Raw genomic sequence first — 25,197 nt, 5'->3', positions numbered from 1 at the left:
CTTCCAGGGGGGTGACGCCGAAGGCGGCGCGGGGGGTCAGACTATCCCATTCCGGATCGCGTACACCGTCAGTTCGGCATTGTTCGCCAGGTGGAGCTTCTCCAGCACCCGGGCGCGGTACACGCTCACGGTCTTGGGGCTGAGCATGAGTTCCTCAGCGATCTCGGAGAGTTTCTTGCCGGTGGCGATCTTCTGCAGGGTCTGCAGTTCGCGCTCGGACAAACTGGCGTGCAGCTCTTCGTCTTCCGGCTTGTTCAGGGTGTCGACCAGCATCTGCGCCACTTCGGCCGTCACATACTTGCGGCCCTGCTGCACGGTGCGGATGGCTGCCACCAGTTCGGCTGGCTCGCCTGCCTTGTTCAGGTAGCCCCGGGCGCCTGCGCGCAGGCAGCGGATGGCGTACTGGTCTTCAGGGTACATCGAGACCACCAGCGTCTTCACGGTGGAGCCCTCTTCCTTGAGCGCACCCAGCACCTCCAGACCGCCGCGCCCAGGCATGTTCAGGTCCAGCACCAGCACGTCGCATGGGGTCTTGCGCATCTGATCGCGCAGTTCGGGATAGCTGCCTGCTTCACCGACGACCTGGATGTCCACCGCCTCCGAGATGGTGTCGCGTATGCCGCGACGCACCACCGCATGGTCGTCACACAAAATCACTTTGATCATGAGGCTCCTGTAGGTTGTGGTCGGTGTCGCCCGGCATCGCTTCCGGCGACAAGGGGACCGAGAGAATCAGCGCCGTCCCGCTGGGGGATGAGCTCACATCGAGCCAGCCACCCACTTTGGCGGCCCGTTCGGTGAGGCCGAGCAGACCGAATGATTTGGCCTTGCGCAGCGCATCAGGCCCCATGCCCCGGCCGTTGTCGGTGACTTCGAGGGTGAGCACGCCCTCGCGATCGTTCAGGTCGATGTCAACATGGCTGGCCTGTGCGTGCTTGCTGATGTTGGTGAGCCCTTCCTGTGCGGTGCGGTAGGCCACCAGCTGCACGTCGCGGGGCACGTCAATGAATTCGGACGAGCGACGCACCACCACACGCTGGCCGGTGCGCCGCTCGAAACTGGAGGCCAGCCACTGCACCGCTGCGACCAGGCCCTGGTCAAGGATGGGCGGGCGCAGGTTCATCATGATGCGCTGGCTCGCGCCCAGGGCGTGCTGCAGCATTTCCATGGCGGTGTTGAGATGGCTGAGGGTGCCTTCATCCTTGGCATGCCGCCCGACCCAGGCCAGATCAAGCTTCACCGCAGCCAGCGCGCCGCCAATGTCATCGTGAATCTCGCGCGCGATGTCGGCCCGCTCCTGTTCGATCGATGCCTGCAGGTGTTCGGCCAGCTCGGCCAGCCGCTGTCGTGAGTCGGCCAGTTCGGCATCGGCCTGGGCCTTGGCGCGCCGGGTCTGGCTCACTTCCAGCGCGCGCTCGATCACGTGCGAGAGCCGGTGCATGCTGTCCTTGAGCAAGTAATCGCTCACACCGCGGTGCATGGCCTCTACCGCTGCCGCCTCGCCAATGGCGCCAGAGAGGATCACAAAGGGCAGGTCGCTGCTGCCTGTTTCACGCACGATATCCCACGCGTCCAGGCCTGTGAAGCCGGGCAAATGGTAGTCGGCCAGCACGATGTCATAGCCACCGGTGGCCAGTTCCTTCAAGAGATCCTCAAGCGTGTCCACCAGCGCGAGCTCGCAGTTCAGCTGGCTGCGCTGCAAGGCGAATTTCACGAGCGCGTGGTCCACCCGGGAATCTTCCAGATGAAGGATGCGGACGGTGGGTTTGTCGCTTGTCTCGCTCATACCGGTCGTGTTGAAGGAGGTGGGGGACCGACTCTGAACGCTGTCAGCCGCGTCGGCGTGCACTTATGCGCAGAGATGCCGCTGAATTTGGCCGGTTATCTGCCGATACAGCAACAACCAGTTGCAGAAAATTGTACTGCCCACCCCAATGACCGAACCACATCACACCATGGACCCGTCACCGATGCCGCAGACCCTGCCGTCCGTCAGCCTGCCCGTGAGCGTGGTGGCCGACCTGCAGGATGCCCTGTTCATGGCCATGACCGATCTGAACCGGCTTGAAGGCCTGCTCGATCACGCCACCGGCAACTTGCTGGAGCGTTTTGGGGCCGCAGAAAAGGCCTTGGGTCATTTGGCCATGGATCAGAACGACGATGTCGGCCAGATCCGCCTGAAGTTGCACCAGGCCGTGACGGAATTGCAGTTTCACGACATGGCGACCCAGTTGCTGGGCCACACCGGAAAGATTCTGCAGGGTTGCGCCTGGCGCCTGGCCGAAGAAGTCATGGAACCCGAAGAGGACGAAATTCCGATGGCCAGCCTGAATCCCATGCCGGATCGCCCCAGCCCGGTCGCGCAAAACGAAATGGACGCCGGCTCCATCGAACTGTTTTGACCCGGAACCGTTCAAGTCCCCCCAGATTCTGTCGATATTTGTTCGAAACACGGAGTGCTCCATGCTATCGATTCTTGCCGTAGACGACTCGGCTTCCATGCGAAAAATGGTCTCTTTCACGCTGACGGGAGCGGGTTTCCACGTGGTGGAAGCGGTGGACGGACAGGACGCCTTCGAGAAGGCCCAGACCCACACGATCGACCTGGTGCTGACCGACCAGAACATGCCCCGACTCGACGGCCTTGGCCTGACGCGCAAGCTGCGCGATCACCCCAAATTCAAGGCCACCCCGATCCTGATCCTGACCACGGAGTCGAGCGACCAGATGAAACAGGCTGGCCGCAGCGCTGGGGCCACCGGCTGGCTGGTCAAGCCATTCGATCCGAGCCGACTGATCGAAGTGATCCAGAAGGTGATTCGATGATGAAGCCCTCCCCCGCAGCGCTTTGCGCTACCCCCTCAAGGGGGCGACGCCATTTGACCGGCAAAGCCGGATCTTCGGCGTCCCTGGACAAAAAACCTCGTGCGGTTGCCGCAGCATTCAAGGAGCTTCACCATGGGTGAAATGATGAACGAAGGCCAGGCCGCTGGCGACAACTTCGACCTGACACAGTTCTATCAGATCTTCTTCGAAGAAGCCGGTGAGAACCTGGACCAGATGGAGCAGATGCTGCTCCAGCTCGACCTGGAAAAGGCCGACGACGAAGAGCTCAATGCGATCTTCCGCTGTGCGCACTCCATCAAGGGCGGTGCCGCCACCTTCGGCTTTGCCGACGTGGCCGAACTGACCCACCAGATGGAGTCGCTGCTGGACAAATTGCGTCGCCACGAACTGCAACCCACGGCCGCCATGGTCGACGTGCTGCTGGAATCCTCAGATGCGCTGCGTCTGTTGCTGGCACGTCACCAGGGCCGCGACGTGGAGACCCCCGCCACCCACGATCTGGTGAGCCGCATCAGCATTCTGGCCAACGGCAGTCCCTCTGAAGAAGTGCAAGTGCTGCAGCCTTCCACCCTGGCCACCGCACCAGTGAGTGTGTCCACACCCGCCCCTGTGGCAGCTCCGGCACCCGCTCCTGTGTCCGCAGCAAAACCCGCCAGCACGGCACGCGATCTGGAAATCCACATCGGCCCGGTGGACAACCTGGCACAGGCCGACGGCATCGCCGAGTTGTTCCGCGACATACCCGGCCTGGGCACGATCGACACCCTGCCCTGCGACCAGACAGACAAACGCATCTTCCGCGCGCAGACCACCGCCAGCGACACCGACCTGCTCGACCTCTTCACCTTCCATGTGAGCCGCGAACAGATCCGCATCGTGGACGCCGGCGCACCTCCTGGTGCCGACTCCCCGGCGGCCGATGCAGCGCCTCCCTCCCAGGAAGGCAAGGACTTCGGCTTCTTTGATGGCGCACCCGGTGTACCAGCCACTGGCGTCCCGGCAGCCGCTGCGCCCACCGCCGTTGCAGCCGCTGCTGGCGAAGTCGCCAAGCCCGCCGCCAAGGCAGAAGCACGTGCTGCGGCCCCGGCCCAGCTCGAATCGAGCACGCTGCGCGTCTCGGTGAGCAAGGTTGACCAGCTCATCAACCTGGTGGGTGAACTCGTCATCACACAGGCCATGCTGGCCCAGAAGAGCCGCGCGCTGGACAACGGCGCCAACCAGCCGCTGCTGGCCGATCTGGCCGACCTGGACCGCAACACCCGCGACCTGCAGGAGGCGGTGATGTCGATCCGCATGATTCCCATGTCGGTGGTGTTCAACCGCTTTCCTCGCATGCTGCGCGACCTGGCCGCCAAACTGGGCAAAAAGGTCGAGCTCATCACCCACGGCGAATCGACCGAACTCGACAAGGGGCTGATCGAAAAAATCACCGACCCGCTGACCCACCTGATCCGCAACAGCTGCGACCACGGCATTGAAATGCCTGAGGACCGTCGCGCACGCGGCAAGTCCGAACACGGCACCATCACCCTCTCGGCCAGCCACCAGGGTGGCAGCATCCTCATCGAGGTGCGCGACGACGGCAAGGGCCTGTCGCGCGAGAAGCTGCTCAGCAAAGCGCGCGAAAAGGGCATCGACGCGCCCGACAGCATGAGCGACAACGAGGTCTGGAACCTGATCTTTGCACCCGGCTTCTCCACCGCTGCGGAAGTGACCGACGTGTCGGGCCGTGGCGTGGGCATGGACGTGGTGAAGAAAAACATCACCGCGCTCAACGGCACAGTCGAGATTGATTCCTCCGAAGGTTTCGGCATGAGCGTGAAGGTGCGCCTGCCGCTCACTTTGGCCATCATGGACGGCATGTCGGTGCGCGTGAGCGAAGAGGTCTACATCCTCCCGCTGGCCAGCGTGATCGAGTCGTTCCAGATCAAGCCCAGCGACATCAACACCGTGGCCCAGGGTGCCCAGGTGGTGAAGGTTCGCGACGAATACATGCCGGTGATCGAGCTGGAGCGCGTGTTCCAGGTGCCGCGCTTCGAATTCAACGGCACCAGCCCGATCATGGTCGTGGTCGAAGCCGATGGCTCCCGCGTGGCGCTCATGGTCGACGAACTGCTGGGCCAGCAACAGGTGGTGATCAAGAACCTGGAATCGAACTACCGCAAGGTCCCCAACGTGTCGGGCGCCACGATCCTGGGCGACGGCAAGGTCGCACTCATCCTCGACACCTCCGGTCTGATCCGTCGTTCAAGACATTGAATTTTCCGGCGAGCCATTGCGGCGCAGAAATGCCTGTTGCGCCCGTCCCAGCCAGCCACCCCACAGACAGGATCCTTCGATGCTGCAGCAGACCACTCCAACCCAGCGCGCGCGCCAGGTGTCGGCTCGTCAAGCGATGGCGGAAGAAGGCCCGCTGGTGGAAGGCCGGGAGTTCGTCTGGAGCGATGCCGACTTCTCGCGCATCAAGGCGCTGATTTACAAGAAGGCGGGCATCAGTCTGCACGACGGCAAACACGCCATGGTCTACAGCCGCGTGTCGCGCCGACTGCGGGAGACCGGTCACGCCAGCTTCAAGACCTATCTTGACTGGCTGGAACAGCACGATGGCGCCGAGTGGCAGGAATTCATCAATGCACTGACCACCAATCTCACTGCTTTCTTCCGCGAACAGCACCATTTCGCCATCCTGTCTGAACTGATGGCCGCGAAGCGCACGCAGCCGTGGCGCATCTGGTGCTCGGCAGCCTCCACCGGCGAAGAGCCCTACTCCATCGCCATCACCGCCACCGAGACCCTCGGTGCCAGCGGCACGTTCCAGATCGTCAACAGCGACATCGACACCAAGGTGTTGTCCACGGCCGCACGCGGTGTTTACAAGAGCGAAGGCGTCAAAGGCCTTTCGCAGGAACAGCTGCAGCGCCACTTCATGCGCGGCAAGGGCGCGAACGCCGGCTTCATGCGGGTCAAGCCCGAACTGCAGAAGCACATGGAGTTCCTCACGGTCAACCTGATCCAGGACCTGCCCTTCCGCGAGCCATTCGACGTGGTGTTCTGCCGCAACGTGATGATCTATTTTGATGCGACCACCCAGCGCCAGGTGCTGGAGCGCATCCACCGCGTGATGAAACCGGGTGGCATGCTCTTCGTGGGTCACGCAGAGAACTTCAGCGACGCGCGCAACCTCTTTGTTCTGCGGGGAAAGACCGTCTATGAGCGCGTTTGAATCGGCCTCTGCCCTCGCTGCGAACCGCATGAGCGGCATCGCCATTCCCCCGCGCACAACCAGGCTGGACGTACTGAAGGCCCGCAGCACGAAACCGGGTGAGGCCTCCTTTTTCTATCACGACCACCATTTCCAGCACGACGCGGTCAAGGTGCTGCCTGGCGAATATTTCGTCACGGCGGACGACATGCTGATCATGACGGTGCTGGGTTCTTGCATTGCGGCCTGCATCTGGGATCCGCGGGTTCGCGTGGGAGGCATGAACCATTTCATGCTCCCCGAAGGGAGTGGCGACACCTCCGGGCGCTACGGCTCCTACGCGATGGAACTGCTGATCAACGAGATGATGAAACTCGGCGCGAGGCGCGAGCACATGCAGGCCAAGGTGTTCGGTGGTGGCCAGGTGATGCACACCTTCACCACCATGAACGTCGGCGAGCGCAACACCCAGTTTGTGCTGGACTACCTGCAGACAGAGCGCATCGCCATCATTTCCAAGGACGTGCTCGACATCCACCCGCGCAAGGTGTGCTACTTCCCGTCCTCAGGCAAGGCGATGTGCAAGCGGCTGGCGCATTCGCACCCCGAAACACTGGAAACACAGGAGCGCAAAGGCAGCGCTGCGACCGTGGCCAAGACCACATCGGGTGGTTCTGTGGACCTCTTCTAAAACCGAGGGAGACAAAACAATGGCCAAGATCCGTGTGGTGGTGGTGGACGACTCTGCGCTGGTGCGCAGCCTGCTGACCGAGATCATCAACCGCCAGCACGACATGCAGTGCGTGGGCGCAGCCGCCGACCCGCTGGTCGCGCGCGAGATGATCCGCGAGCTCAACCCAGACGTGATCACGCTGGACGTGGAAATGCCGCGCATGGACGGGCTGGAGTTTCTCTCGCGCCTCATGCGCCTGCGACCCATGCCGGTGGTGATGGTCTCCACGCTGACCGAACAGGGCGCCGACATCACCCTGCGTGCCCTGGAAATGGGTGCAGTGGATTTCGTGGCCAAGCCGCGCATCGGTGTGTCGAGCGGATTGAACGAACTCGCCGGGGACATCGTCGACAAGATCCGCGTGGCTGCCGCCGCCCAGGTGCGCCGCCTGGCGGCCCCACCCGGCGGCGCGGCGAATGCCCACGGCAGCGCTGGCGCGAGCCCCGGCACCGAGCCACCGCGCGCCCCCTTGCCGCGCATGTCCACAGAAAAAATCATCTGCATCGGGTCGTCCACTGGCGGCACCGAGGCCATTCGCGAAGTGCTGGTGCCCATGCCACCCGACGCGCCCGCCATTGTGATCACCCAACACATGCCGCCAGGTTTCACCACCAGCTTCGCCGCACGCCTGAATGGCCTGTGCAAGATACGCGTGGCCGAGGCGCAGGACGGCCAGCGCATCCTGCCTGGCCACGCCTACATCGCCCCCGGTGGACGTCACCTCCGCATCGATCGCAGTGGTTCCAACTACGTTGCTGTGGTCGAAGACAGCGAGCCCGTCAATCGCCATCGGCCGTCGGTCGAGGTGCTGTTCAAATCTGCCGCGCGCGTGCTGGGGCCCAACGCTCTGGGCATCATGCTCACCGGCATGGGCGCCGATGGTGCACAGGCCATGCGGGAAATGAAAGACGCCGGCAGCTACAACTACGTGCAGGACGAAGCCACCTGCGTGGTGTTCGGCATGCCGCGCATGGCCATTCAGTACGGCGCAGCCCATGAAGTATTGGCTTTGCAGCAGATCGCTCCAGCCTTGCTGAACCGTCTGGCCAGCAACCCATCGGCCGTGCGCCACCGGATTTGAGGGACCCCCGCGTTACCAAGGCGTGCCTTGCTGGGGCATGTGCAAAACACGCATTGAATATGTGGGGAAAATGCACCGAAACCGCAGGGTGAACACCAAGCACCTATGAACTTGCGAAGCGGTCGTACCTTCGTACTGCAACGGAGGAACCCGAGGTGCTAACCTCATGGTGAGACACTTCTGATCGGAAGAACCGGGTTCTTTCGCTCCCGCTCGGCACTTCCTTTCACCCCATTTTTCCTGCGACCCAGCCCGACACGCCATACCCTGAATGACGCCCATTTGCCACCCGTTCCGGAATGCCATGCCTCGCGGCCAGTGGCTGGGGAATGCCTGTGCGCTTGTTGGCACCAGGGCCCATGCAGAAAGCCGCCATGAGTGAGACATGGAACGTGGCGCGTTGGCGAGGACGTCACTGGGCAGCCGCCCTGGTGGTACTGCTGTCGCTGACCCTTCTGCCGCTGGGCTGGGTCCAGTGGCAGCAGTTCAAGTTGCTGTCGCCGACATACATCCAGCCACTGGACGCTTTGGCAGACCAGCTCAGCGAGATGGACAGCACGCTTGACAGGTTGAACGACCGCATTCAGGTTGCGCTCAGTCCGGAAGCCACCGCTTCCAGAGAAGCTCTGCGCTTGCATCATGAAGCCCTCACGACTCAAGCCCGGCGATTGCAGGACCTCGCACAACCCACGGATGTTCAGCCGATCGCCGTGCCGGCCCTTGATGTGTTGCGTGCCTTGCTGGCGTCTTCCGAGGCGTTGCTGGCCAGTCCAGCCGAACCCGTCAGCGACCGCGATGCACTGGGCCGACTCTCCAGCATGGCCGACGGCGTTCGATCCTCGTTCGCGGCGCTCGCGACAGACGTTCAGCTCCAGAGGGCCACGGTGTTGCAGCAGCACGAGCGCAGGGGCCGGCAGTTGGCCGTGACCGAGGCACTGCTCATCGCCCTGCTCGCGCTGAGCGCAACGGGTCTGGTCGCGCTGGTGGCACTTCGCATGCGCCGCCAGCGCCAACAGTTCCAGAAGCTGCAGAAACTCAGCAATCGCCTGGCGCACGCCCGCGACGAAGCCGAACTTGCGAACCACAGCAAAAGTGTGTTTCTGGCCAACATGAGCCACGAGATCCGCACACCGTTCCAGGGGTTGCTGGGCATGCTCGACCTGCTGGAGGAGCCCAACCTGACTGGCCGCCAGCGCGACTACATCCAGACCGCCCGCGACTCGGCGCTGCACCTGCTCGGCGTGCTCAACGACATCCTGGACGTGGCCACGATGGACTCCGGCACGCTCAAGCTCGCGCACACACCGGTGAACCTGCGAAGACTCGTGCATGAGGTGGAAACGCTGATGCAGGAATCGGCCCGCGACAAGGGACTGGCCCTGGATGTCTACACCGCCGGCAACTTGCCCGAATGGGTGTTGACGGATGCCGCGCGTCTGCGCCAGATTCTGTTCAACCTGCTGAGCAATGCCATCAAGTTCACCTCTTCAGGCAGCGTGATTGCAGAGGTCGCGCGGGCGCCAGACAAGCGCGATGGCGTGGTCATCACCGTGCGCGACACCGGCACCGGCATGGACGAAGAGACACTCAATCGCCTGTTCACCCGCTTCTACCAGGCGGACAGTTCACTCCGCCGGCGCGCGGGCGGTAGCGGCCTGGGTCTCGAGATCTCCCGCAACCTCGCCCGCATGATGGGTGGCGACATTGAAGTGCAAAGCCAGCCCAGAGTGGGGTCGGTGTTCACCGTCACGCTGGCCCTTCCTGAGACCGCAGCACCGCCTCAGGACGTACCCGACATGCCGAAGGCGAACCGGCGCGCAACGCCGCTGCGCGTTCTGGTGGCCGAAGACCACCCCATCAACCTCAAGTACATGAGCATCCTTCTGGAGAACATGGGGCACAACGCGGTGTTCTGCGAAAACGGTCAGCAGGCGCTTGACCTGCTGGGGAAGGATAGCTTTGACGTGGTGCTGCTCGACTACCACATGCCGGTGCTCGACGGGCTGGCCACCACCGAGGCCATCCGCGCACTGGACGGACCGGCGGCCCGCACCAAAGTGGTCCTGATCACCGCCGACGTGGTCAACGACACACGCAAACGGGCCAGCGAGGTGGGTGTCGACGCTTTTACAAGCAAGCCGCTGCAGGCGCAAGACCTGCAGCGTGCGCTGCAGCATTGCGGCCTGCTTGAGACGGGCTCAAGCGACACAGAAGGGGGCAGTGCACACTCCAGTCTGGGCGGCCTGTTCCCGATCTCAGCCTACGAACTCCCTGTGAGACTTCCAGACGAGAAGGACCCTTCAATTCTGATTGATTCCGAGTCCTTCACCGACATCGCTTCACTGATGCCGGAAGACACCCTCGCGGAACTGTTGACCACGCTGTTCAAACCCCCTGAAGGGTCGGTGCATGTGTTGCTGACGGCACTTGAAAATCACGATCTGGCTGCAGTGGGCTACAACGCCCACAAACTCAAGGGCACGGCCATGCTCATGGGTTTTCGTGCCATCGTGCAAACCGCGGCGCGGATCGAAGAGATGGTCCGCAAGGGCGAAGACCCGTGCGTGGGCGGCTTGAGCTTTCAGCTCCGGCACGACATGGAGCACACACAGAAAGCGCTGAGCCAGTTCGGAGTGCGCGAATGGCGCTGAAGGTTGGCAGGTCGCTTATTGCGGCGATGCTGCTGCCATTCGTTGTTCTCTGACGGCATCGCTTGCCGCCCGAATTCCCCTGTTCAAACGCGCTGATCCACCAGACTCCCGGCCTCATGGGGCGTGACAGTGCCATTGCCACGCTCGTCGTAAGCCACCACATCGGTCATTGTCTGGATCTGCTTGGCACCCGACAGGGCGTCGCTGGTGTCGGGGGCGGGCAGGGCCTGAACAACGGGCGCAGAGAGAGACTCGGGCGCCAGCAGGACGGGTCGGCGACCGGTCAGCGAGGCGGCCACGGCCGCCAGAGCGGACGAAGAACCGCTGGACGGTCCGGGCAGCTCGGCAGCGGCATCACGGCCCAAAGCCCGGTCCACCACCGCGGCGCTGGCCTGCCACACGTTGGAAAGGACCTCCCGCAAGTGCTGGTGGATGGCTTCCTTTTCGCTGGCGCGCTGCTCGATTTCCCGCGCAGAGGCTTCCCGCGCCGCGCGCTGGGCCACCGCCTCGGCTTCGCGACTCTGGGTGCTTTGCGCCGGGGCTGAAGCGTCGGCATCTCTGGGCAGCTTCGGCGCACCCTGCGGGCTGCTGCCGTCCTTGGACTGCTGCGCGGATTGCCGCTTCTGATCGAATCCCAGCCCGGCCTGTGCGTCGCGGCCGGCACCGGGCGCAGGTTGCACCGGCGTGATCGGCGTCACCGCAGGCACAGCGGTGCTCTGCGGCGTCGGCCAGGAAACGACATTGGAAGCGGAAAAGTTCAGCATGGCGGTCACCCTCGACAGGAGGCACGCGGCAGACAAGCCGGGTGTTCTAGAGCCTGTTTCGGCTGAACTGGGCTGAACTTGAGGACTTTATTGACCTTTCGCCACCTGTTTTTTCAGGTAGCAAATGCCTTTTCGTGCATCCAGGCCGCGTGTTTGGGTGCACGCTTGGTCTGGTTCCATTCGCTCAGCATGTCCCACTTCACTGCGTCGAGCTTTTGCATCATCTCGGGCGTGGCGGTGTTGGCCGCCAGTTCCAGGCGGTGACCGTTGGGATCGAAGAAGTAGATACTCTTGAAAATGGTGTGATCGGTCAGGCCCACCACCGCGATGCCGGCAGCCTCCAGTCGCGCCTTGGTGGCTTCCAGTTCTTCGACCGTGTCCACTTCCAGCGCGATGTGCTGCACCCATTCAGGGGTGTTGGGGTCGCGACCCATGGCGGGCGAGTTGGGCAATTCGAAGAAAGCCAGGATGTTGCCGCCACCGGCATCCATGAAGAGGTGCATGTACGGATCGGGTGCGTGCGTGGACGGCACCTGGTCTTCCGCGATCGCGAGCACGAAGTTCATGCCCAGGTGCTTCTGGTACCACTCGACGGTTTCTTTGGCGTCCTTGCAGCGGTAGGCGACGTGGTGGATTTTTCTGATGCTCATGGCAGTGTCCTCGATTGGGTGGGTTTCAGATGCCTTGACGGGCCGTGCGGAGGGCGTCATTCAAGACCGAGATGTCGCCGACCTGGTTGGCCAGCAGCAGGATCAGCTTGGCGTTGAGCAACTGGCTCTGTTCATCGCTGAGGTCGCGATGCGTGTTGATCAGGGCTTCGTAGAAGTCGTCTCCGGGCGTGAAGTCGCGGAAGTAGCGCTGGCCGGGCTCGGCGAGGTTGGGCTGGCATTGCAGGGGCATGGATGTCTCCTCGGTGTGTTTGGTTTCAGGCGGCGGCCGCCTCAGTGGCGGGGCGGCGGGCTGCGGGCGGGGGCGCGTCTTGCGCGGTGGCGCGGGCCAGCGCGCTGCGCACCGCAGCCACGTCAAACTGGCGCCAGCGCGCGGCCACATGCTGGTCCGGGCGGATCAGATAGCAGGTGCCAGGCCGGGCGTCAAACCGCCGCGCCACCAGACCATCGCTGTCGTGCAGCACGGTCAGGTTGGCCGGGTGGTTTCCGGCGTGGGCCGTGACCACCACGGTTTCCACGGGAATGGCCGCGCCCGCCAGCGCATCCGCGTGTGCGAGCACGGCCGGGTCGACCAGCTCCACCTTGTCGGCGAAGACGAGCAACTGAAAACGGTTACCCAGCTGGTCCAGCAACCAGCCGTCCTGGGCTGCCACGCGAACCGATGCGTCATCCAGTGGCGCGCCGGGCACCATGTTGCCCTCGAATTCGTCCGCGTCTGGCGTGTTCAGCGCCGAGTTCACCAGGAAAGCCGGCACACTCAGCCGCCCTGAGTTCACCAGCTTGCGGGCGAACGGCTGAGTGCGCGCCAGTTCCAGCGCCGCGTTGCGAAACAGCCGGCTGACCGTGCTCTTGGGCGTGATGAAGTCGGTGGACCGGGTCGAATTGCGGATGTTCTCGTCGGCCGCATAGGTGCGGTCGGCATCAAACGTGTCCAGCAAGGCGTCAGGTGCCAGGCCCTTCATCACCAGCGCCAGCTTCCACACCAGGTCGTCGGTGTCCTGGAAACCGGAGTTGGCGCCGCGCGCACCAAAGGGCGATACCTGGTGGGCCGCATCGCCCACGAACAGCAGGCGGCCGTGCCGGAAGTTCTTCATGCGCCGGCACTGGAAGGTGTAGATACTGGCCCATTCCAGGGTGAACGGGCGCGCGTCGCCGAGCATGGCCTTCACGCGGGGAATGATGTTCTCGGGCTTCTTCTCTTCTTCCGGATCGGCGTCCCAGCCGAGCTGGAAATCGATGCGCCAGACGTTGTCGCTCTGCTTGTGCAGCAGCACACTCTGGTTGGGGTGGAAGGGCGGGTCGAACCAGAACCAGCGTTCGGCCGGGTAGTCGGCCTCCATGATCACGTCGGCGATCAGAAAGCGGTCCTTGAACACGTGGCCTTCAATGTCCAGCCCCAGTTGACGGCGCACGTTGCTGCGCGCGCCGTCGGCCACGATCAGCCAGTCGGTATCGATCTCGAAGGCACCATCCGGCGTTTCCACGCTCACACGGGCGCCATCTTCCAAAGGCTGAACGCCAGCCACCTTGTATTTCCAGCGCAGATCCACGCCGAGTTCTTCGGCCCGTCGCACCATGGCTTCTTCCAGGTGGTACTGCTGCAGGTTGATCATGCCCGGGCGCTTGTGGCCGGCCTCGGGCACCAGATCGAAATGGTAGACCTCCTCTTCGCGCAAAAAGGTGCGGCCCACGTTCCAGCCGACGCCCTTGTCCACGATGGGATCGCCCACACCCAGGCGATCAAGGATTTCCAGCGCGCGCTTGGCGTAGCAGACGGCGCGCGAACCGACGGACACGCTGTCTTCTTCGTCGAACAGCAGCACGTCCAGACCGTGCAGCCTGGCATCGATCGCAGCGGCGAGGCCCACCGGGCCAGCGCCAATGACCACCAGCGGCTTGCGCTGTGGTGCGGCCTGCATCAGGTCGTGGGGAGGGTGGTAAGGGAAAGTGGGGTAGGTGTAGGTGGCCATCTGTGCTCCTCTTGGAATGGCGCAACTGTACCCAATAATTCACTATCAGTAAATCGATTTCTCTATTCGTAATGTTTTACTCAGGAATCGGGCAGGGCCATGCCGTCATGAGATTCGTGAAAAGTGCGGGCCCAAGGCGCAGAAACGATTTGGCCGGACTGCGTCCGGCCAAGATCGGAAATGTCCAGGTGACACCAGGGCAGTGGTTCAGTCCTCAGCCTCTTCGGGCGGCTTGACCAACGTGACAGGCACTGGCGAGATCTGGACCATCTCCTGTGACACCGAACCCAGCACCGCAGCGCGCAGACCGCCCCCGCCGCGCGTGCTCATGATCACCGCATCGCAATCATGACGCTCCACCGCTTCAACCAGCATCTGGGCCGGATCGCCGCTGCTCACGTCTGCCTCCACCTGCTGGGCCGCTGCGGACAGCAATCCCATCGCCGGACGCACCAGGTCACGCCCCGCGCCCTCGCTGACCTTCTGCAACACGTTGGGATCGTGCGCCACCACCAACTCGTACAGCGTCGCACTTTCTTGCACATTGGCCACTACGAAGCGGGCCTTCAAGCCCGCGCCCACCAGCTTGAGCGCGTGGTGCACAGCCAGCAAGGCGTGTTGGGAACCATCGGTGGGAATGAGAATTTTCAGCATGCAGGGATCCTGGGAATGAATTGAACCGAAACCCGTTCATACCACGTTTGCTCCTGCTCGAAACCTGCAGAACCCCGTGCGATGCATGGAGCCGGAAATGGCAGGCTCAAGGATCGAGGCAAACTTCCGGAGCGTAGTGCCTCAATCAAGCAACACCCAGGATCCGGCTCTGCCGGTCCAATGGTGTGCCCCCTCGATGGGGTCGCGCGAAGCGCGGCGGGGGGTGGACCCGTTCAATACGGTCGCTCGTTCAACACACACCAATAGAGCTCGATGTGATCGGCCACTTCCATGAACTTGCTGAAGCTCACCGGCTTCTCGATGTAGGAATTCACACCCAGATCGTAGGCCGCCTTGAGGTCACGGTCTTCGCGGGAAGACGTGAGCATCACCACCGGGATGCGGCGAAACCGCTCATGCGCCTTGAGCTGGCGCAGCACCTCCAGGCCACTGACCTTGGGCATGTTGATGTCCAGCAGAATCACCGCCGGGATCGGATCGCCGGCCTCCCAGCGGGGGAAAAAAGCCAGTGCTTCTTCGCCATCACGCGCCACGAGAATGTTGTTGCCCAAACGCTTCTTGCTGAACGCTCTCAGGGTGAGGTCGAGGTCCATCGGGTTGTCCTCGACCAGCATGATGGGAGGGACTTGGGGAGACGGATTCATGCAGGAAACTCCAGATAGAAAGTGGCTCCCTGGCCCGGTTCGCTCTGGGCCCACACACGGCCACCCATTCGCTGCGCCGCCTTGGACACCAGAGCCAGACCGACGCCTGTCCCAGGGTAATCTTCGGCGCGATGCAGCCGCTGGAAGATGCCGAATATGCGGTCATGGTATTGCATATCGAAACCCACGCCATTGTCTTTGACCCAGATCAGGCAGCTTTGCCCTTGCCGCCTTGCGCCAATCTCAACGCATGGCGAGCTTGCGCTGCGACTGAACTTCAGCGCATTGCCGATCAGATTGCGCATCGCAAGCTTCAAACCTTCCCTGTCCAGCCGAAGGGTGAGTGGCTCCACCTGCTGCACGATTTCGACGCCACTGCCCTCGATATCTGGCGCGTACAGCTCCATCAAGCGCGCGATCAGGGCCTGCACCTCCACCGAATCGGATCCCATGGTCCGGCGGTCCAGGTGGGAGTAATCAAGCAGGTCGGCAATCAGCTCGCTCATCTGCGAAACACCGGCGCGCACCCGCTCCACGAAATGCCGCCCCTCTTCGTCCAGTTGCGGGCCGTATTCTTCCAGCAGCAACTGGCTGTAGCCGTCGATGCCGCGCAGTGGTGCCCGCAGGTCGTGCGACACGGTGTAGGAGAACGCTTCGAGCTCGTGGTTGGCTTCACTGAGCTGCGCCGTGCGCTCCTGGACGCGCTGTTCCAGCACCTCATTGGCACGCCGCAGCATCTCTTCGGCCTGCTTGATCGGTGTGATGTCGAGCAGGGTGCCCGTGTAGAAGGGCAACTGGGCCACATCCCGCTCCTGCCTGCGCACGGTGCCCTGCAGCCAGCGCACGTCGCCATGGGCAGGGTTGGTCCGGAAATCCGAATTGGCCACCGACTCACCCCGTGCCATGGCCTGCATGAAACGGGCGACACCCGCTCGGTCGTCCGGGTGCAGTCGCTCCAGATAATCGTCCAGTGAAGGAGGCCCGTTGGCAGGATCCAGGCCGAGATTGTGAAACAGCTGGGGCGACCACCACCCCTGCCGGGTATCTGGATCAAAGGTCCAGCTACCCAGCCTGGCCAGCGACTCGGCCTGTTCCAGCCGGTCCCTGTGCTCGCTCAGCTGGGCGTTGGCTCGGAGCCGCTCGGTGATGTCCTGGACGGTGGTAAAGAGATGAAGGATGCTGCCGTCCGGATTTCGCAGCGGCCTGACGTTGATTTCTGTGTCGACCACCTCACCGTTCTTGCGCACGAAGCGCTTCTGCATGCCATAGCTGTCGATCAGGCCGGCGTTCAGGTCATCGAACAGGTTCAGATTCGACTTCAGGTCGTCCGGGTGTGTGATGTCGGTCCAGGGCAACTCCAGCAACTCTGCACGGGGATAGCCAAGTATTTCGCACAGGCGGTCGTTCACCTGCAGCCACCGCTTGTCCGCCGTCGACGAGATCGCCATGCCAATGAAGGGCAGTTCATAAAACAGCCGCAGCATCTGCGCCTGCTCGAACTGGGCCCGCTGCGCTTCCTTTTGCGCCGTGATGTCCAGCAAGACGCCGCTGATGCGAACCACCTCACCGGCGGTGTTGCGCTCAAGGGCGGTGCGGTCGTCCACCCAGACCCAGCGCCCGTCGGCACAGCGCAACCGGTATTCCTGTTGGTACTCGTCGGGTCCCTGGGCAAAGTAGTGGGCGATTTCTGCGTTGACCCGCTCCACTTCGTCCGGATGAAACAGGTCGTTGTAATGAACCTTTCCACCCATCAGGTCCTCTGGCGCGTAGCCCCAGTGCCGCAGCGAATCGCTCACGTACGACACCGGCCAGCCGGGCGCGTTGCGCCATTCGATCACCACCAGCGGCGAGCGATCGACCACCTGATTCATCTTTCGCAACCGCTCCTGATCGGTGCGCAGCCGTTCAGCCATCCGGTCTGCCTGGGCGCCAATGAGCGCCAGTTCATCACGACCCGCCACGCCGGTGCGCACCGACAATTGGCCCGATCCCATTTCGCCCAACGCCCTGGCCAAACGCTCGGCTCTCCGGAACCAGGCCAGGTGCAGCAGTGCAGCCAGCACAGCGGCGGCCGCCAGCATCACCAAAGCCTCGCGCATCAGCTCCGATTCCACCGCTGCACGTCGAACGGACAACGGCAGCGCAGCGTTCGCCACCACCACCAGCCGGTCACCCGTCTGGATGGGCACCAGACCCGTCAGGATCGGCTCATCGCCGAATCGCTCCACCTCGATCATCGTGCCGGTCGGCCGGGTCAGCACGTGATTCAGCGCCAGGTCGACGTCGGACATTCGCTCCAGCACCTTGTCGATCGGCTGGCCCAGGTCGCGTCGGGCAAGCGATGCCTTCACCCTGCCGCGCTGGTCGATCAGCAGCGCATGTTCGATCCCGCTGTGCAGACCCAGCCCACCGACCACGCGGCGAAAGAGAAGGTCTTGACCCATGCCTGCCGCCCGGTCCAGTCGGGTCTGCTCGGTGTTGAGGCGCTCCCGCAAACGCAAGACCTCCTGATCAATGACCAGGGTCTCGGCCTGCTCCATCTCATGCACGTAACGCACCGACAACGCCAGCAGCGACGCCAGCAGCAAAAATAGGGGCACCAACCAACGCGCGGTCAGCGGCAAAGACCAGTTGGACCAGCTCAAGACGGATTCCCCGCGCTCATGACACGCCTTGCGGGTTCCGGATCGATCAGCCGACCCCAGTCTGGCTCCTGGTCAAGCAAACCCGCCGCGATCAGCGTCTGCACCAGGCGTTGCGCGCCATGCACCAAGGGCGGGGGCTGGCCTGCCAGCAGTTGCAGCGACGCAGCAGGATCGTAGAAAACCAGCCCTCCCAGGGTTTCCAGGTATTGATCGGGTGTCATGTCGCTGCCTCTGGCCATGTCGGCGGCCACGGAAGGCCTGTCCCCGGTCAGTGCGTCCAAGCCGTCGCGCCAGCCCGCGATCAGGGCATCCACCTGCCCAGGCCGTTCTTTCAAGGTACTGGCGCGCACCACCAGCACGTCGAACAACTCTTCGCTCAGACCGGTGCTGTCGAAAACAACGTGAAAGCCTGCATTTTTCAGCGCGCCAACCAGTGGCTGGTAGGAGATGGCGGCGCCCGCCTTGCCATTGTTCAGTACTTCAAGGTGCAGGCTGGCTTCGAGGTTGAGCACGTTCACATCAGCCGGCCGCAGCCCCGCCTCCTGAAGCAGCCGCGTCAACATGAGTGCACCCACAGCGGAGCGCTCCACCGCAATGGTTTCGCCTCTGAGCGCTTCCAGCGATTCAATGCCCGGGCGGGCCACGACCGCATCGGCGCCTGCCGATGCGTCCAGCATCGCCACCACGCGCAAGTCCTGCCCTTCATGGGCCAGGCGCAGCGCTTCGTCCAGGGTCAGGGCGGCCGCGTCGATCAGTCCGTTGCGAAAGCCGCGCATGGCCTCGGTACTCGAAGTGAGCTCAACCACCTTGATCTGCGTGGTGTCAATCAGGTTGCGATCGCGCGCCAGGACCAGCGGGTCGTACCCGACCCAGCTGTTCATGCCCACCACCAGCGGTGGGGGCAGTGGCGATTCACAGGCGGCCATCAGCAGACCCAGGCCCAGCACCATCCCCGACCCGGCATGTGCAAGGCTGCGCCGAACCCGTCCCCGTGGCGGCACACACCCGCCTGCGGGCCGGCGGGCAAAGCGCCAACCACGGAAAACTCTGGCGCAAACCTTCGCCAGGCGGCAACCCTCCCGAAGCAGGGGAGCGTGCGTCACGAACGGCTTTTTCAGCGTCACGCGCATCCATTCACCCACGACCCTTACGGCAGGGGACAAGCCCTGCCATGCTCTCACCACCCAGGGTACCTGCTCCCGCTTGGGGAACGCTGCCGATTGCAACATGTCCAGCCCTCTGTATTCGGTTGCATTTTGTCACCACATCATCCCGATCTGCTCCGAACGCAGCGATGCCACCTGACTCGATTCGGGTGATATTTCCATTGCAAAATCCGGGTAAGCATGTGTGAAGTGGTACGGCCCCGTCGCCTGCCCTCTTTGCATCCTCAACGATTTGCCGGCGTTCCGGAAGGCCCAGAACCTCTCAAATTTGCTCTTTCTGGCGAAAATCACACTCCATGAGCTCGAATCTTTACGACCTGGGATACGAACCCACCGACCTCCACGTGACCATTTCCGATCTGATGGTGGCCACGTCCGACCACGCTGACGAATCACTGGATCGCACACTCACCGAAGTGCTCAAGACCTTGCGCGACCGTTTGAAGATGGACGTGGTGTTCGTCTCGGAGTTTGTCGATGGCAGGCGCGTGTTCCGCCAGGTGTCCGCCACCGACGCTCGTCCCACCGTCTGCGTAGGCCAGTCAGACGCATTGGAGGCCAGCTGGTGCCAGCGCGTGGTCGACGGCCGCCTGCCGCGCTTCATTGCCGACGCCAGGACCCATCCAGCCGTGGGCGCTTTGCTGGACCAACTGCCCTTCCCCATTGGCACCCACATCAGCACCCCCATCATTCTGAAAAACGGCGAAATCTACGGCACTTTGTGCAGCTTCTCGTTCGGTCCACACGACAACCCCAATCCCGATGACCTGAGAACACTCGAACTCACCGCCAGGCTCACAGCCCTGCGGCTGGAGGGCCACAACGTGATGCCGGCGCCCAAGGAGGTACCGAACTGGGAGATCAAGCAGGACTGACAGCTTGTGCAGCGCTGGCTCGATGACTGGTGCCCGCCATCGCATCCACCGCACCGGGCGATCAGAAGGCGCCTGATGTGGTTCAGGGTTTGGGCCGGGGCTTGGCGCTGCGGGCGTCGGCCTTGGCCTGGCGTTCCTGCAGTTCACGCCACATGATCTTGCCGGTACCCGACTTGGGCAGGCTGTCGACGAAACTCACCACGCGAGGGCTCTTGTAGGCAGCCATGTGGCCTCGCGCCCAGTCGACGATATCCTGCTCGCTCACCTGGCCTCGGTGTCCAGGCTTGAGCACCACCACCGCTTTCACGGTTTCACCGCGCTTGTCGTCTTGCGTGCCTATCACGCAGACTTCGTGGATCGCCGGGTGCTGGTACATCAGCGCCTCCACCTCGGCCGGCCAGACCTTGAAGCCGCTGGCGTTGATCATGCGCTTGAGGCGGTCGGTCATGAAGAAATAGCCGTCTTCGTCGACACGGGCCAGGTCGCCGGTGCGCAGAAAGCGTTTGCCGTCCAGCTCGATGAATGCATCGGCCGTGGCCTTGGCGTTGCGCCAGTAACCCTGCATCACCTGCGGCGCGTGCACCACGATCTCGCCGGTTTCACCCTGAGGCATTTCCTGCAGCGTCACCGGATCGAGGATGCGGGCATCCACGCCAAACAGTGGAATGCCCAGGCACTGCGGCTTGGGCCGGTGCGGCGGGTTGAGGTGGGTGGCGGCCATGGTCTCGGACATGCCGTAGCCCTCCACGTAGTCCAGCCCGGTCAACTCCTTGAGTTTGTGAGCCACCGCTTCGGGCATGGCGGCTCCGCCGCCCCGAATCCCGTTGAGAGCGGACAGGTCGACTTCACCGATGCGGGGATTGGCCAGAAAGTCCACCACCATGGTGGCGATGGCCTGCCAGCTGGTCACACCGTGGCGCTGCATGAGTTCGGCTGCGGTCTCGCGGTCCCAGCGCGACATCAGCACCACAGTGGCACCCATCAGCAACGGGCCGTTCATGCCGCCGGTCATGCCGGTCACGTGGAACAGGGGCAGCACCGACAACATCACCGCGTCCTGCGTGCGGGAGAACCAGTGCATGCCGCCCACCGCCGTGCACATCACGCTGCGGTGGGTGTGCATGCAGCCCTTGGGGTGGCCGGTGGTGCCCGAGGTGTAGGGCATCACGCACAGGTCATCGGGCCCGGCGGTGTGAGGGCCGGGCACGCGGTTCGCGGCCAGCGCCTTGTGCCAGGCGTGCAGGCCTGTGCCTTGCACTGGCTGGCGCGGTGCTGTCACAAAATCGGGCAGGCGCAGACCGTCGGGCTGGCCCAGGTAGTCGCTGTAGGTGGCGACCACGAGGTGGTCGAGGGGGGCTTCTTGCGTGCCGCCAGGGGACCGGAGGTGCGGCAGCACCTGCGGCAACAGGTCCTGCGCCACCACGGCCACCGTGGCGCTGCTGTCGGCCACGTAATGCGCGAGTTCCTCGCTCATGTTCATGGGATTCACCGGTACCACCACCGCGTTGGCGCGCAGGATGGCGTAGTAGCCCAGCGCCCATTGCGGGCTGTTCTGCAGGTACAGCAGCACGCGGTCGCCAGCCTTCACGCCGCAGTCGTGTTGCAGGTAGCCGGCCAGCCGGGTGGCTTCATCGTGGAAGCGGGAGAAGCTCAGCGGCTCACCGTAGTAGAGCAGGAAGGGTTTGTCCGGAAAACGCCGGGCCGAGACCTCGGCGTTGTAGAACAGACTGGTTTCAGGCAGAGTGAGCTTGCGCGGCAGACTGGGCGGCCAATGGGGATCGTGCGGCATGGGCATGCGCCATTCTCGACCCAGCAAGCGCAAGTGGCTGTCGCGAGCGTGCGCCGTTCGTCGCACCCGCTCCACCATGGGTTCCAGGTTCCATTTCCCCCATACTTCGTTTTTTCCCCCGACACCCTCTCAGAGCCATCCCGCACCATGAACCTGCCTGCACACCAACTGACCATGACCGTGTTGATGACGCCCGACATGGCGAACTTTTCCGGCAAGGTCCACGGCGGCTCCATCCTCAAGCTGCTGGACCAGGTGGCCTACGCATGCGCCAGCCGCTACGCCGGCCGTTACGTGGTCACGCTCAGCGTGGATCAGGTCATGTTCAGGCAGCCTATCCAGGTGGGTGAACTGGTCACCTTCCTGGCCTCCATCAACCACACCGGCAACTCGTCGATGGAGGTGGGCATCAAGGTAGTGGCCGAAGACATCCGCGCGCAGTCGGTGCGGCATGTGAACAGCTGCTTCTTCACCATGGTGGCGGTGGACGACGATGGCAAGCCCGCTGCGGTGCCGGCACTGGCACCCGTCACGCCCGACGAGCACCGTCGCCATGCGGCCGCCGAGATCCGGCGCGAGATGCGGCGCGAAATGCAGCGCCGGTTCGCTGCCCTTCACACCGGATAGCCAGCGGCAGGAGACCTGGTCCTGTTCTTTCAGGCCCCAGTGGGCAAGGGAAGATCGTCATCATCGTCCAGCACCTGGCTCACCATGTAGGGCAGCACCTGCTGGATGAACACCTCGCCCACCCAGTGACGAAGGTCAGGATCGGAAAGCCCTGCCTCTGACGTCAGCACCAGGCTGCAGAAGCTGCCGATGCCATCGTCCATGGCAATGCCTGGCGGCACAGGAGAGGCCAGCAAAGGGCCACCACGCGGGGCGGTTGTTTCCCTTTGCCAGACCCGGTCGAAGCGGTCGAAGTAGCCCACCGTTCCCCGGCGCCAGACATCGGCCACATAGATGTGCCAGGCCTGCTCGTGCTCGGTCACGAAACCCCAAGAAAACTCATGCACTTGCGCCGGTGCGGCATGGAACACGCCGATTTCAATCACGTCTTCCCGGGCTGAATACTCGGCATACAGCGGCCCCGGGCCACTGGGCCCCCCATCAATGAAGCGCTGGATCTCTTCAGGCAGCGAACTGAAATGCGGTTCGGGCTCTCCCGGCATGCGCTTGGCGCGCCGCAGCAAGCGCGCCGTGGCGTCCACGGTTTTCTGGGCGGCAATGATGCGATCCATGAAGGTCTTGCGGCCCTCCGGGGTGGACAGCATTTCCACCGTTTCGTCAAAGGCAGCGTCGTCCTGCAGGTTGCCGTCTTCGCGCAGGCGCAAGGCGATGTCGAGCATGGCGTTGCGGGTCACGTGTTCGAGCATGTAGGCCATGTCGCCACCTTCGTAGTCGATCATCGACTGCCGCACCCAGGCCACCGTCTCTTCCTGCGACAGGCCTTCCGGCGCACGCGGCATGTCGTTGAAGAGCGCCCTCAGCACCCTGACCGTATCCAAATCGCTCGCCATGTGTTCTCCGCGGGTGGAATCCGTCCAATTCGGTCGCGCTGGCGAAACTCAGGCCCCTGCGCACGCATGGCGTCAAGCATAGTGCGGTTCGGCGCGCGCAAGAAGCCGTCTGACGCCAACTCCGTCACGCAAGACGGCATCCCCCGGGGTCGCAGGCGACTCTGCGCGACGATGGCCTGGCCAGGGGACTGCGCACAACAGGGTCAGCCGCGCCCGATGTAGGGCATGTTGGTGGCCATGACGGTGGTGAACAGCACATTGGCCGAAAGAGGCAATCGCGCCATGCCCATGAACGTCTCGACCACGGCCTGCAGTTCCATCCGCGGCTCCGGCCGGACGCTGCCGTCGGCCTGGGGCACACCATCGGCCATGCGGGCCGTGAGTTCGCTGGCGGCGTTGCCGATGTCGATCTGACCCACGGCAATGCCATAAGGTCGACCGTCCAGCGCAGCCGTCTTGGTCAGGCCACTGACCGCGTGCTTGGTGGCGGTGTAGGCAATGGAGCCCGGCCGGGGCGCGTAAGCCGAAATGGAGCCGTTGTTGATGATGCGCCCGCCCATGGGCGCCTGCTCTTTCATGAGCTTGAAAGCCTGCGACAGGCAGTAGAACGCACCATTGAGGTTCACGTCCACGACCTGACGCCATTCGGCAGCGCTCACCAGATCTGGTGTCTTCGCGCCCAGCCCGCCGCCGGCGTTGTTGAACAAAAGGTCGAGTCGGCCGAAGCGCTCTCGCACGGCCGCAAAGGCGGCCGCCACCGCCTCGTCGTCGGCGACGTTGCAGGGCAGCACCAAGGCATGGGCGGCGTTTGCGCCAGCGGCTTCAGCGGTGGCCTGCAGCGCGTCGGCACGCCGACCCATCAAGGCCACGTGCCAGCCTTCGGCCAACAGGCCCAGGGCACAGGCACGGCCAATGCCGCTTCCGGCGCCGGTGACGATTGCATATGAGGTCATGGAGTGGATTCCTTTGGGCAATGGGAAAAGATGGGGCACTGTGCCACAGCTGGTTGAAAAGGCGCAGGCTCACCCCTTGCCCAGTGGCGGTCGCCCGAACAGGCTGGAACCATTGCTGATCGGGCCCAGCTCGGCCGCTGCAGCCAGCAGTGAAGACGCAAGGGCGTGCATGCGCTCACTGGTGAGCCGGATGCGCGGCCCCGCGATACTGAGCACACCGATCGCTTCCCCCCGGCGCATCACTGGAGCGGCCATGGCACTCATGCCGGGGGCAAACACCTCGTCGATCATGGCGTAGCCCCGCACACGCGCGGCGTGCAGATAGCCCAGCAAGGCTTTCACGGTGGTGGGCGCCTTGGGCCCGTAGTCGGCGGGCAAACCAAAGCCCTGGCGGGTGACGAGGTCGAGCGCGCGTTCGTCGCTGAGCGTGAGCAGCCAGGCATGACCAGACGCTGTGCAGGACAGACGCGCGTCCATGCCCATGTCGGGGTCGTAACGCAGGCCCTGGCGCATGCCTTGTGCCTTCGCGATCCAGGTCAGGCGGTCGTCGTCCACGATCGACAGGCGAACCAGTTCCCCCGAACTTTGAGCCAGCCGCTCCAGCAACGGTTCGGCGATGTCGACGATGCCCGCCGTGCTGAGGTAGCCCAGACCCATCGACACCAGTTTGGTGGTGAGCATGTAGTCGCCCTGCGCGCGCAGCTGCCGCACATAGCCGCGGCGCTGCAGGTCGTCCAGCAGGCGGTGGCAGGCGCTCAGTGGAATGTCCAGATCGGACGCCATCTGGGCCAGCGCCAAACCGCCGGGATGGGCGGCCAGGTGTTCCAGCAGGGAAAGTCCGCGATCCAGTGCAAGGCTCATGTGGGTTTTTTGTATGGCGGAATCGGTTTCCAGTTTGGAAAGTCTTTCCTGGTCCGGGTCAAGAATCGGCGGCAAGAACCTGGTGGCACCCCTTGATGGACTGAAAAACGCAGCCACCAATGTATGCGCACTCCGCGCCATTGACCAGTCACCCGA

Annotated in this window: 23 protein-coding genes; 9 read left to right on the top strand and 14 right to left on the bottom strand. The window is 63.5% G+C overall.

What is annotated here, in order from left to right; all coding sequences use genetic code 11:
• Positions 1 to 36 precede the first annotated feature (36 nt).
• The gene (locus Q7V46_RS16395) at positions 37 to 666 is read right to left on the bottom strand and encodes a response regulator transcription factor (RefSeq protein ID WP_304914630.1); all 630 of its coding nucleotides are present in this window, start codon (positions 664 to 666) and stop codon (positions 37 to 39) included.
• A complete protein-coding gene (locus Q7V46_RS16390; RefSeq protein ID WP_304914629.1) occupies positions 644 to 1,786 on the bottom strand; it encodes a response regulator in 1,143 nt (380 codons plus the stop codon). Before Q7V46_RS16390 ends, Q7V46_RS16395 begins: the two co-directional genes overlap by 23 nt.
• Positions 1,787 to 1,955: 169 nt before the next feature.
• Between Q7V46_RS16390 and Q7V46_RS16385 the strand changes: the two genes are divergently transcribed.
• The 7 genes from Q7V46_RS16385 (at position 1,956) to Q7V46_RS16355 (ending at position 10,514) form a co-directional block, all read left to right on the top strand.
• Positions 1,956 to 2,402, top strand: a complete 447-nt coding sequence (locus Q7V46_RS16385; protein ID WP_304914628.1) for a hypothetical protein — start codon at positions 1,956 to 1,958, stop codon at positions 2,400 to 2,402.
• A 61-nt stretch (positions 2,403 to 2,463) separates the two neighbouring features.
• The gene (locus tag Q7V46_RS16380; RefSeq protein ID WP_304914627.1) at positions 2,464 to 2,826 is read left to right on the top strand and encodes a response regulator; all 363 of its coding nucleotides are present in this window, start codon (positions 2,464 to 2,466) and stop codon (positions 2,824 to 2,826) included.
• Between the two features lie 132 nt (positions 2,827 to 2,958).
• The gene (locus tag Q7V46_RS16375) at positions 2,959 to 5,106 is read left to right on the top strand and encodes a chemotaxis protein CheA (RefSeq protein WP_304914626.1); all 2,148 of its coding nucleotides are present in this window, start codon (positions 2,959 to 2,961) and stop codon (positions 5,104 to 5,106) included.
• 79 nt (positions 5,107 to 5,185) lie between these two features.
• Positions 5,186 to 6,070, top strand: a complete 885-nt coding sequence (locus Q7V46_RS16370; protein ID WP_370690368.1) for a CheR family methyltransferase — start codon at positions 5,186 to 5,188, stop codon at positions 6,068 to 6,070.
• Between the two features lie 28 nt (positions 6,071 to 6,098).
• On the top strand, positions 6,099 to 6,740 hold the full coding sequence (gene cheD, locus Q7V46_RS16365; protein WP_304914646.1) for a chemoreceptor glutamine deamidase CheD: 642 nt from the start codon (positions 6,099 to 6,101) through the stop codon (positions 6,738 to 6,740).
• 19 nt (positions 6,741 to 6,759) lie between these two features.
• A complete protein-coding gene (locus Q7V46_RS16360; protein ID WP_304914625.1) occupies positions 6,760 to 7,863 on the top strand; it encodes a chemotaxis response regulator protein-glutamate methylesterase in 1,104 nt (367 codons plus the stop codon).
• A gap of 374 nt (positions 7,864 to 8,237) precedes the next feature.
• Positions 8,238 to 10,514 (top strand): ATP-binding protein, encoded by a 2,277-nt coding sequence (locus Q7V46_RS16355; protein ID WP_304914624.1) that lies wholly within the window; start codon positions 8,238 to 8,240, stop codon positions 10,512 to 10,514.
• An 83-nt stretch (positions 10,515 to 10,597) separates the two neighbouring features.
• Here Q7V46_RS16355 and Q7V46_RS16350 read toward each other — a convergent pair whose 3' ends face one another.
• The 8 genes from Q7V46_RS16350 to Q7V46_RS16315 all read right to left on the bottom strand — a co-directional run bounded on the left by Q7V46_RS16350 (position 10,598) and on the right by Q7V46_RS16315 (position 19,109).
• Positions 10,598 to 11,278 carry a hypothetical protein gene (locus Q7V46_RS16350; RefSeq protein WP_304914623.1) on the bottom strand — a complete coding sequence of 227 codons (681 nt, stop codon included), beginning with the start codon at positions 11,276 to 11,278 and terminating at the stop codon, positions 10,598 to 10,600.
• 113 nt (positions 11,279 to 11,391) lie between these two features.
• The gene (locus tag Q7V46_RS16345; RefSeq protein WP_304914622.1) at positions 11,392 to 11,928 is read right to left on the bottom strand and encodes a VOC family protein; all 537 of its coding nucleotides are present in this window, start codon (positions 11,926 to 11,928) and stop codon (positions 11,392 to 11,394) included.
• 25 nt (positions 11,929 to 11,953) lie between these two features.
• On the bottom strand, positions 11,954 to 12,178 hold the full coding sequence (locus Q7V46_RS16340; RefSeq protein ID WP_304914621.1) for a DUF2783 domain-containing protein: 225 nt from the start codon (positions 12,176 to 12,178) through the stop codon (positions 11,954 to 11,956).
• A gap of 25 nt (positions 12,179 to 12,203) precedes the next feature.
• Complete coding sequence (locus Q7V46_RS16335; RefSeq protein WP_304914620.1) at positions 12,204 to 13,916, bottom strand: FAD-dependent oxidoreductase; 1,713 nt, start codon at positions 13,914 to 13,916, stop codon at positions 12,204 to 12,206.
• Between the two features lie 207 nt (positions 13,917 to 14,123).
• Positions 14,124 to 14,570 (bottom strand): universal stress protein, encoded by a 447-nt coding sequence (locus tag Q7V46_RS16330; RefSeq protein ID WP_304914619.1) that lies wholly within the window; start codon positions 14,568 to 14,570, stop codon positions 14,124 to 14,126.
• A gap of 233 nt (positions 14,571 to 14,803) precedes the next feature.
• The gene (locus tag Q7V46_RS16325; RefSeq protein ID WP_304914618.1) at positions 14,804 to 15,235 is read right to left on the bottom strand and encodes a response regulator; all 432 of its coding nucleotides are present in this window, start codon (positions 15,233 to 15,235) and stop codon (positions 14,804 to 14,806) included.
• Complete coding sequence (locus Q7V46_RS16320; RefSeq protein ID WP_304914617.1) at positions 15,232 to 17,880, bottom strand: PAS domain-containing protein; 2,649 nt, start codon at positions 17,878 to 17,880, stop codon at positions 15,232 to 15,234. Before Q7V46_RS16320 ends, Q7V46_RS16325 begins: the two co-directional genes overlap by 4 nt.
• Positions 17,877 to 19,109: an ABC transporter substrate-binding protein gene (locus Q7V46_RS16315; protein WP_304914616.1), complete on the bottom strand. Its 1,233-nt coding sequence runs from the start codon at positions 19,107 to 19,109 to the stop codon at positions 17,877 to 17,879. The genes Q7V46_RS16320 and Q7V46_RS16315 overlap by 4 nt, the downstream gene beginning before the upstream one ends.
• A gap of 233 nt (positions 19,110 to 19,342) precedes the next feature.
• Here Q7V46_RS16315 and Q7V46_RS16310 point away from each other — a divergent pair, with 233 nt between their 5' ends.
• Positions 19,343 to 19,921 carry a GAF domain-containing protein gene (locus Q7V46_RS16310; protein ID WP_304914615.1) on the top strand — a complete coding sequence of 193 codons (579 nt, stop codon included), beginning with the start codon at positions 19,343 to 19,345 and terminating at the stop codon, positions 19,919 to 19,921.
• A gap of 82 nt (positions 19,922 to 20,003) precedes the next feature.
• Here Q7V46_RS16310 and Q7V46_RS16305 read toward each other — a convergent pair whose 3' ends face one another.
• A complete protein-coding gene (locus tag Q7V46_RS16305) occupies positions 20,004 to 21,716 on the bottom strand; it encodes a long-chain fatty acid--CoA ligase (protein ID WP_304914614.1) in 1,713 nt (570 codons plus the stop codon).
• Between the two features lie 141 nt (positions 21,717 to 21,857).
• Between Q7V46_RS16305 and Q7V46_RS16300 the strand changes: the two genes are divergently transcribed.
• Positions 21,858 to 22,337, top strand: coding sequence for an acyl-CoA thioesterase (locus Q7V46_RS16300; protein ID WP_304914613.1), 480 nt, complete (start codon positions 21,858 to 21,860; stop codon positions 22,335 to 22,337).
• 29 nt (positions 22,338 to 22,366) lie between these two features.
• On the opposite strand, the gene Q7V46_RS16295 is transcribed toward Q7V46_RS16300, so the two are convergent.
• The 3 genes from Q7V46_RS16295 to Q7V46_RS16285 form a co-directional block, all read right to left on the bottom strand.
• Positions 22,367 to 23,227, bottom strand: coding sequence for a hypothetical protein (locus Q7V46_RS16295; RefSeq protein ID WP_304914612.1), 861 nt, complete (start codon positions 23,225 to 23,227; stop codon positions 22,367 to 22,369).
• 203 nt (positions 23,228 to 23,430) lie between these two features.
• On the bottom strand, positions 23,431 to 24,180 hold the full coding sequence (locus Q7V46_RS16290) for an SDR family oxidoreductase (RefSeq protein WP_304914611.1): 750 nt from the start codon (positions 24,178 to 24,180) through the stop codon (positions 23,431 to 23,433).
• Positions 24,181 to 24,249: 69 nt separating this feature from the next.
• Positions 24,250 to 25,041: an IclR family transcriptional regulator gene (locus Q7V46_RS16285; protein ID WP_304914610.1), complete on the bottom strand. Its 792-nt coding sequence runs from the start codon at positions 25,039 to 25,041 to the stop codon at positions 24,250 to 24,252.
• Positions 25,042 to 25,197: the final 156 nt, after the last annotated feature.

The organism is Hydrogenophaga sp. (genome assembly GCF_030651625.1).
In the GTDB taxonomy this organism is placed as follows: Bacteria; Pseudomonadota; Gammaproteobacteria; order Burkholderiales; family Burkholderiaceae_C; genus Hydrogenophaga.
The sequence above is the reverse complement of the archived record's forward strand: the minus strand, read 5'-3'. Positions and strand labels throughout refer to the sequence as shown.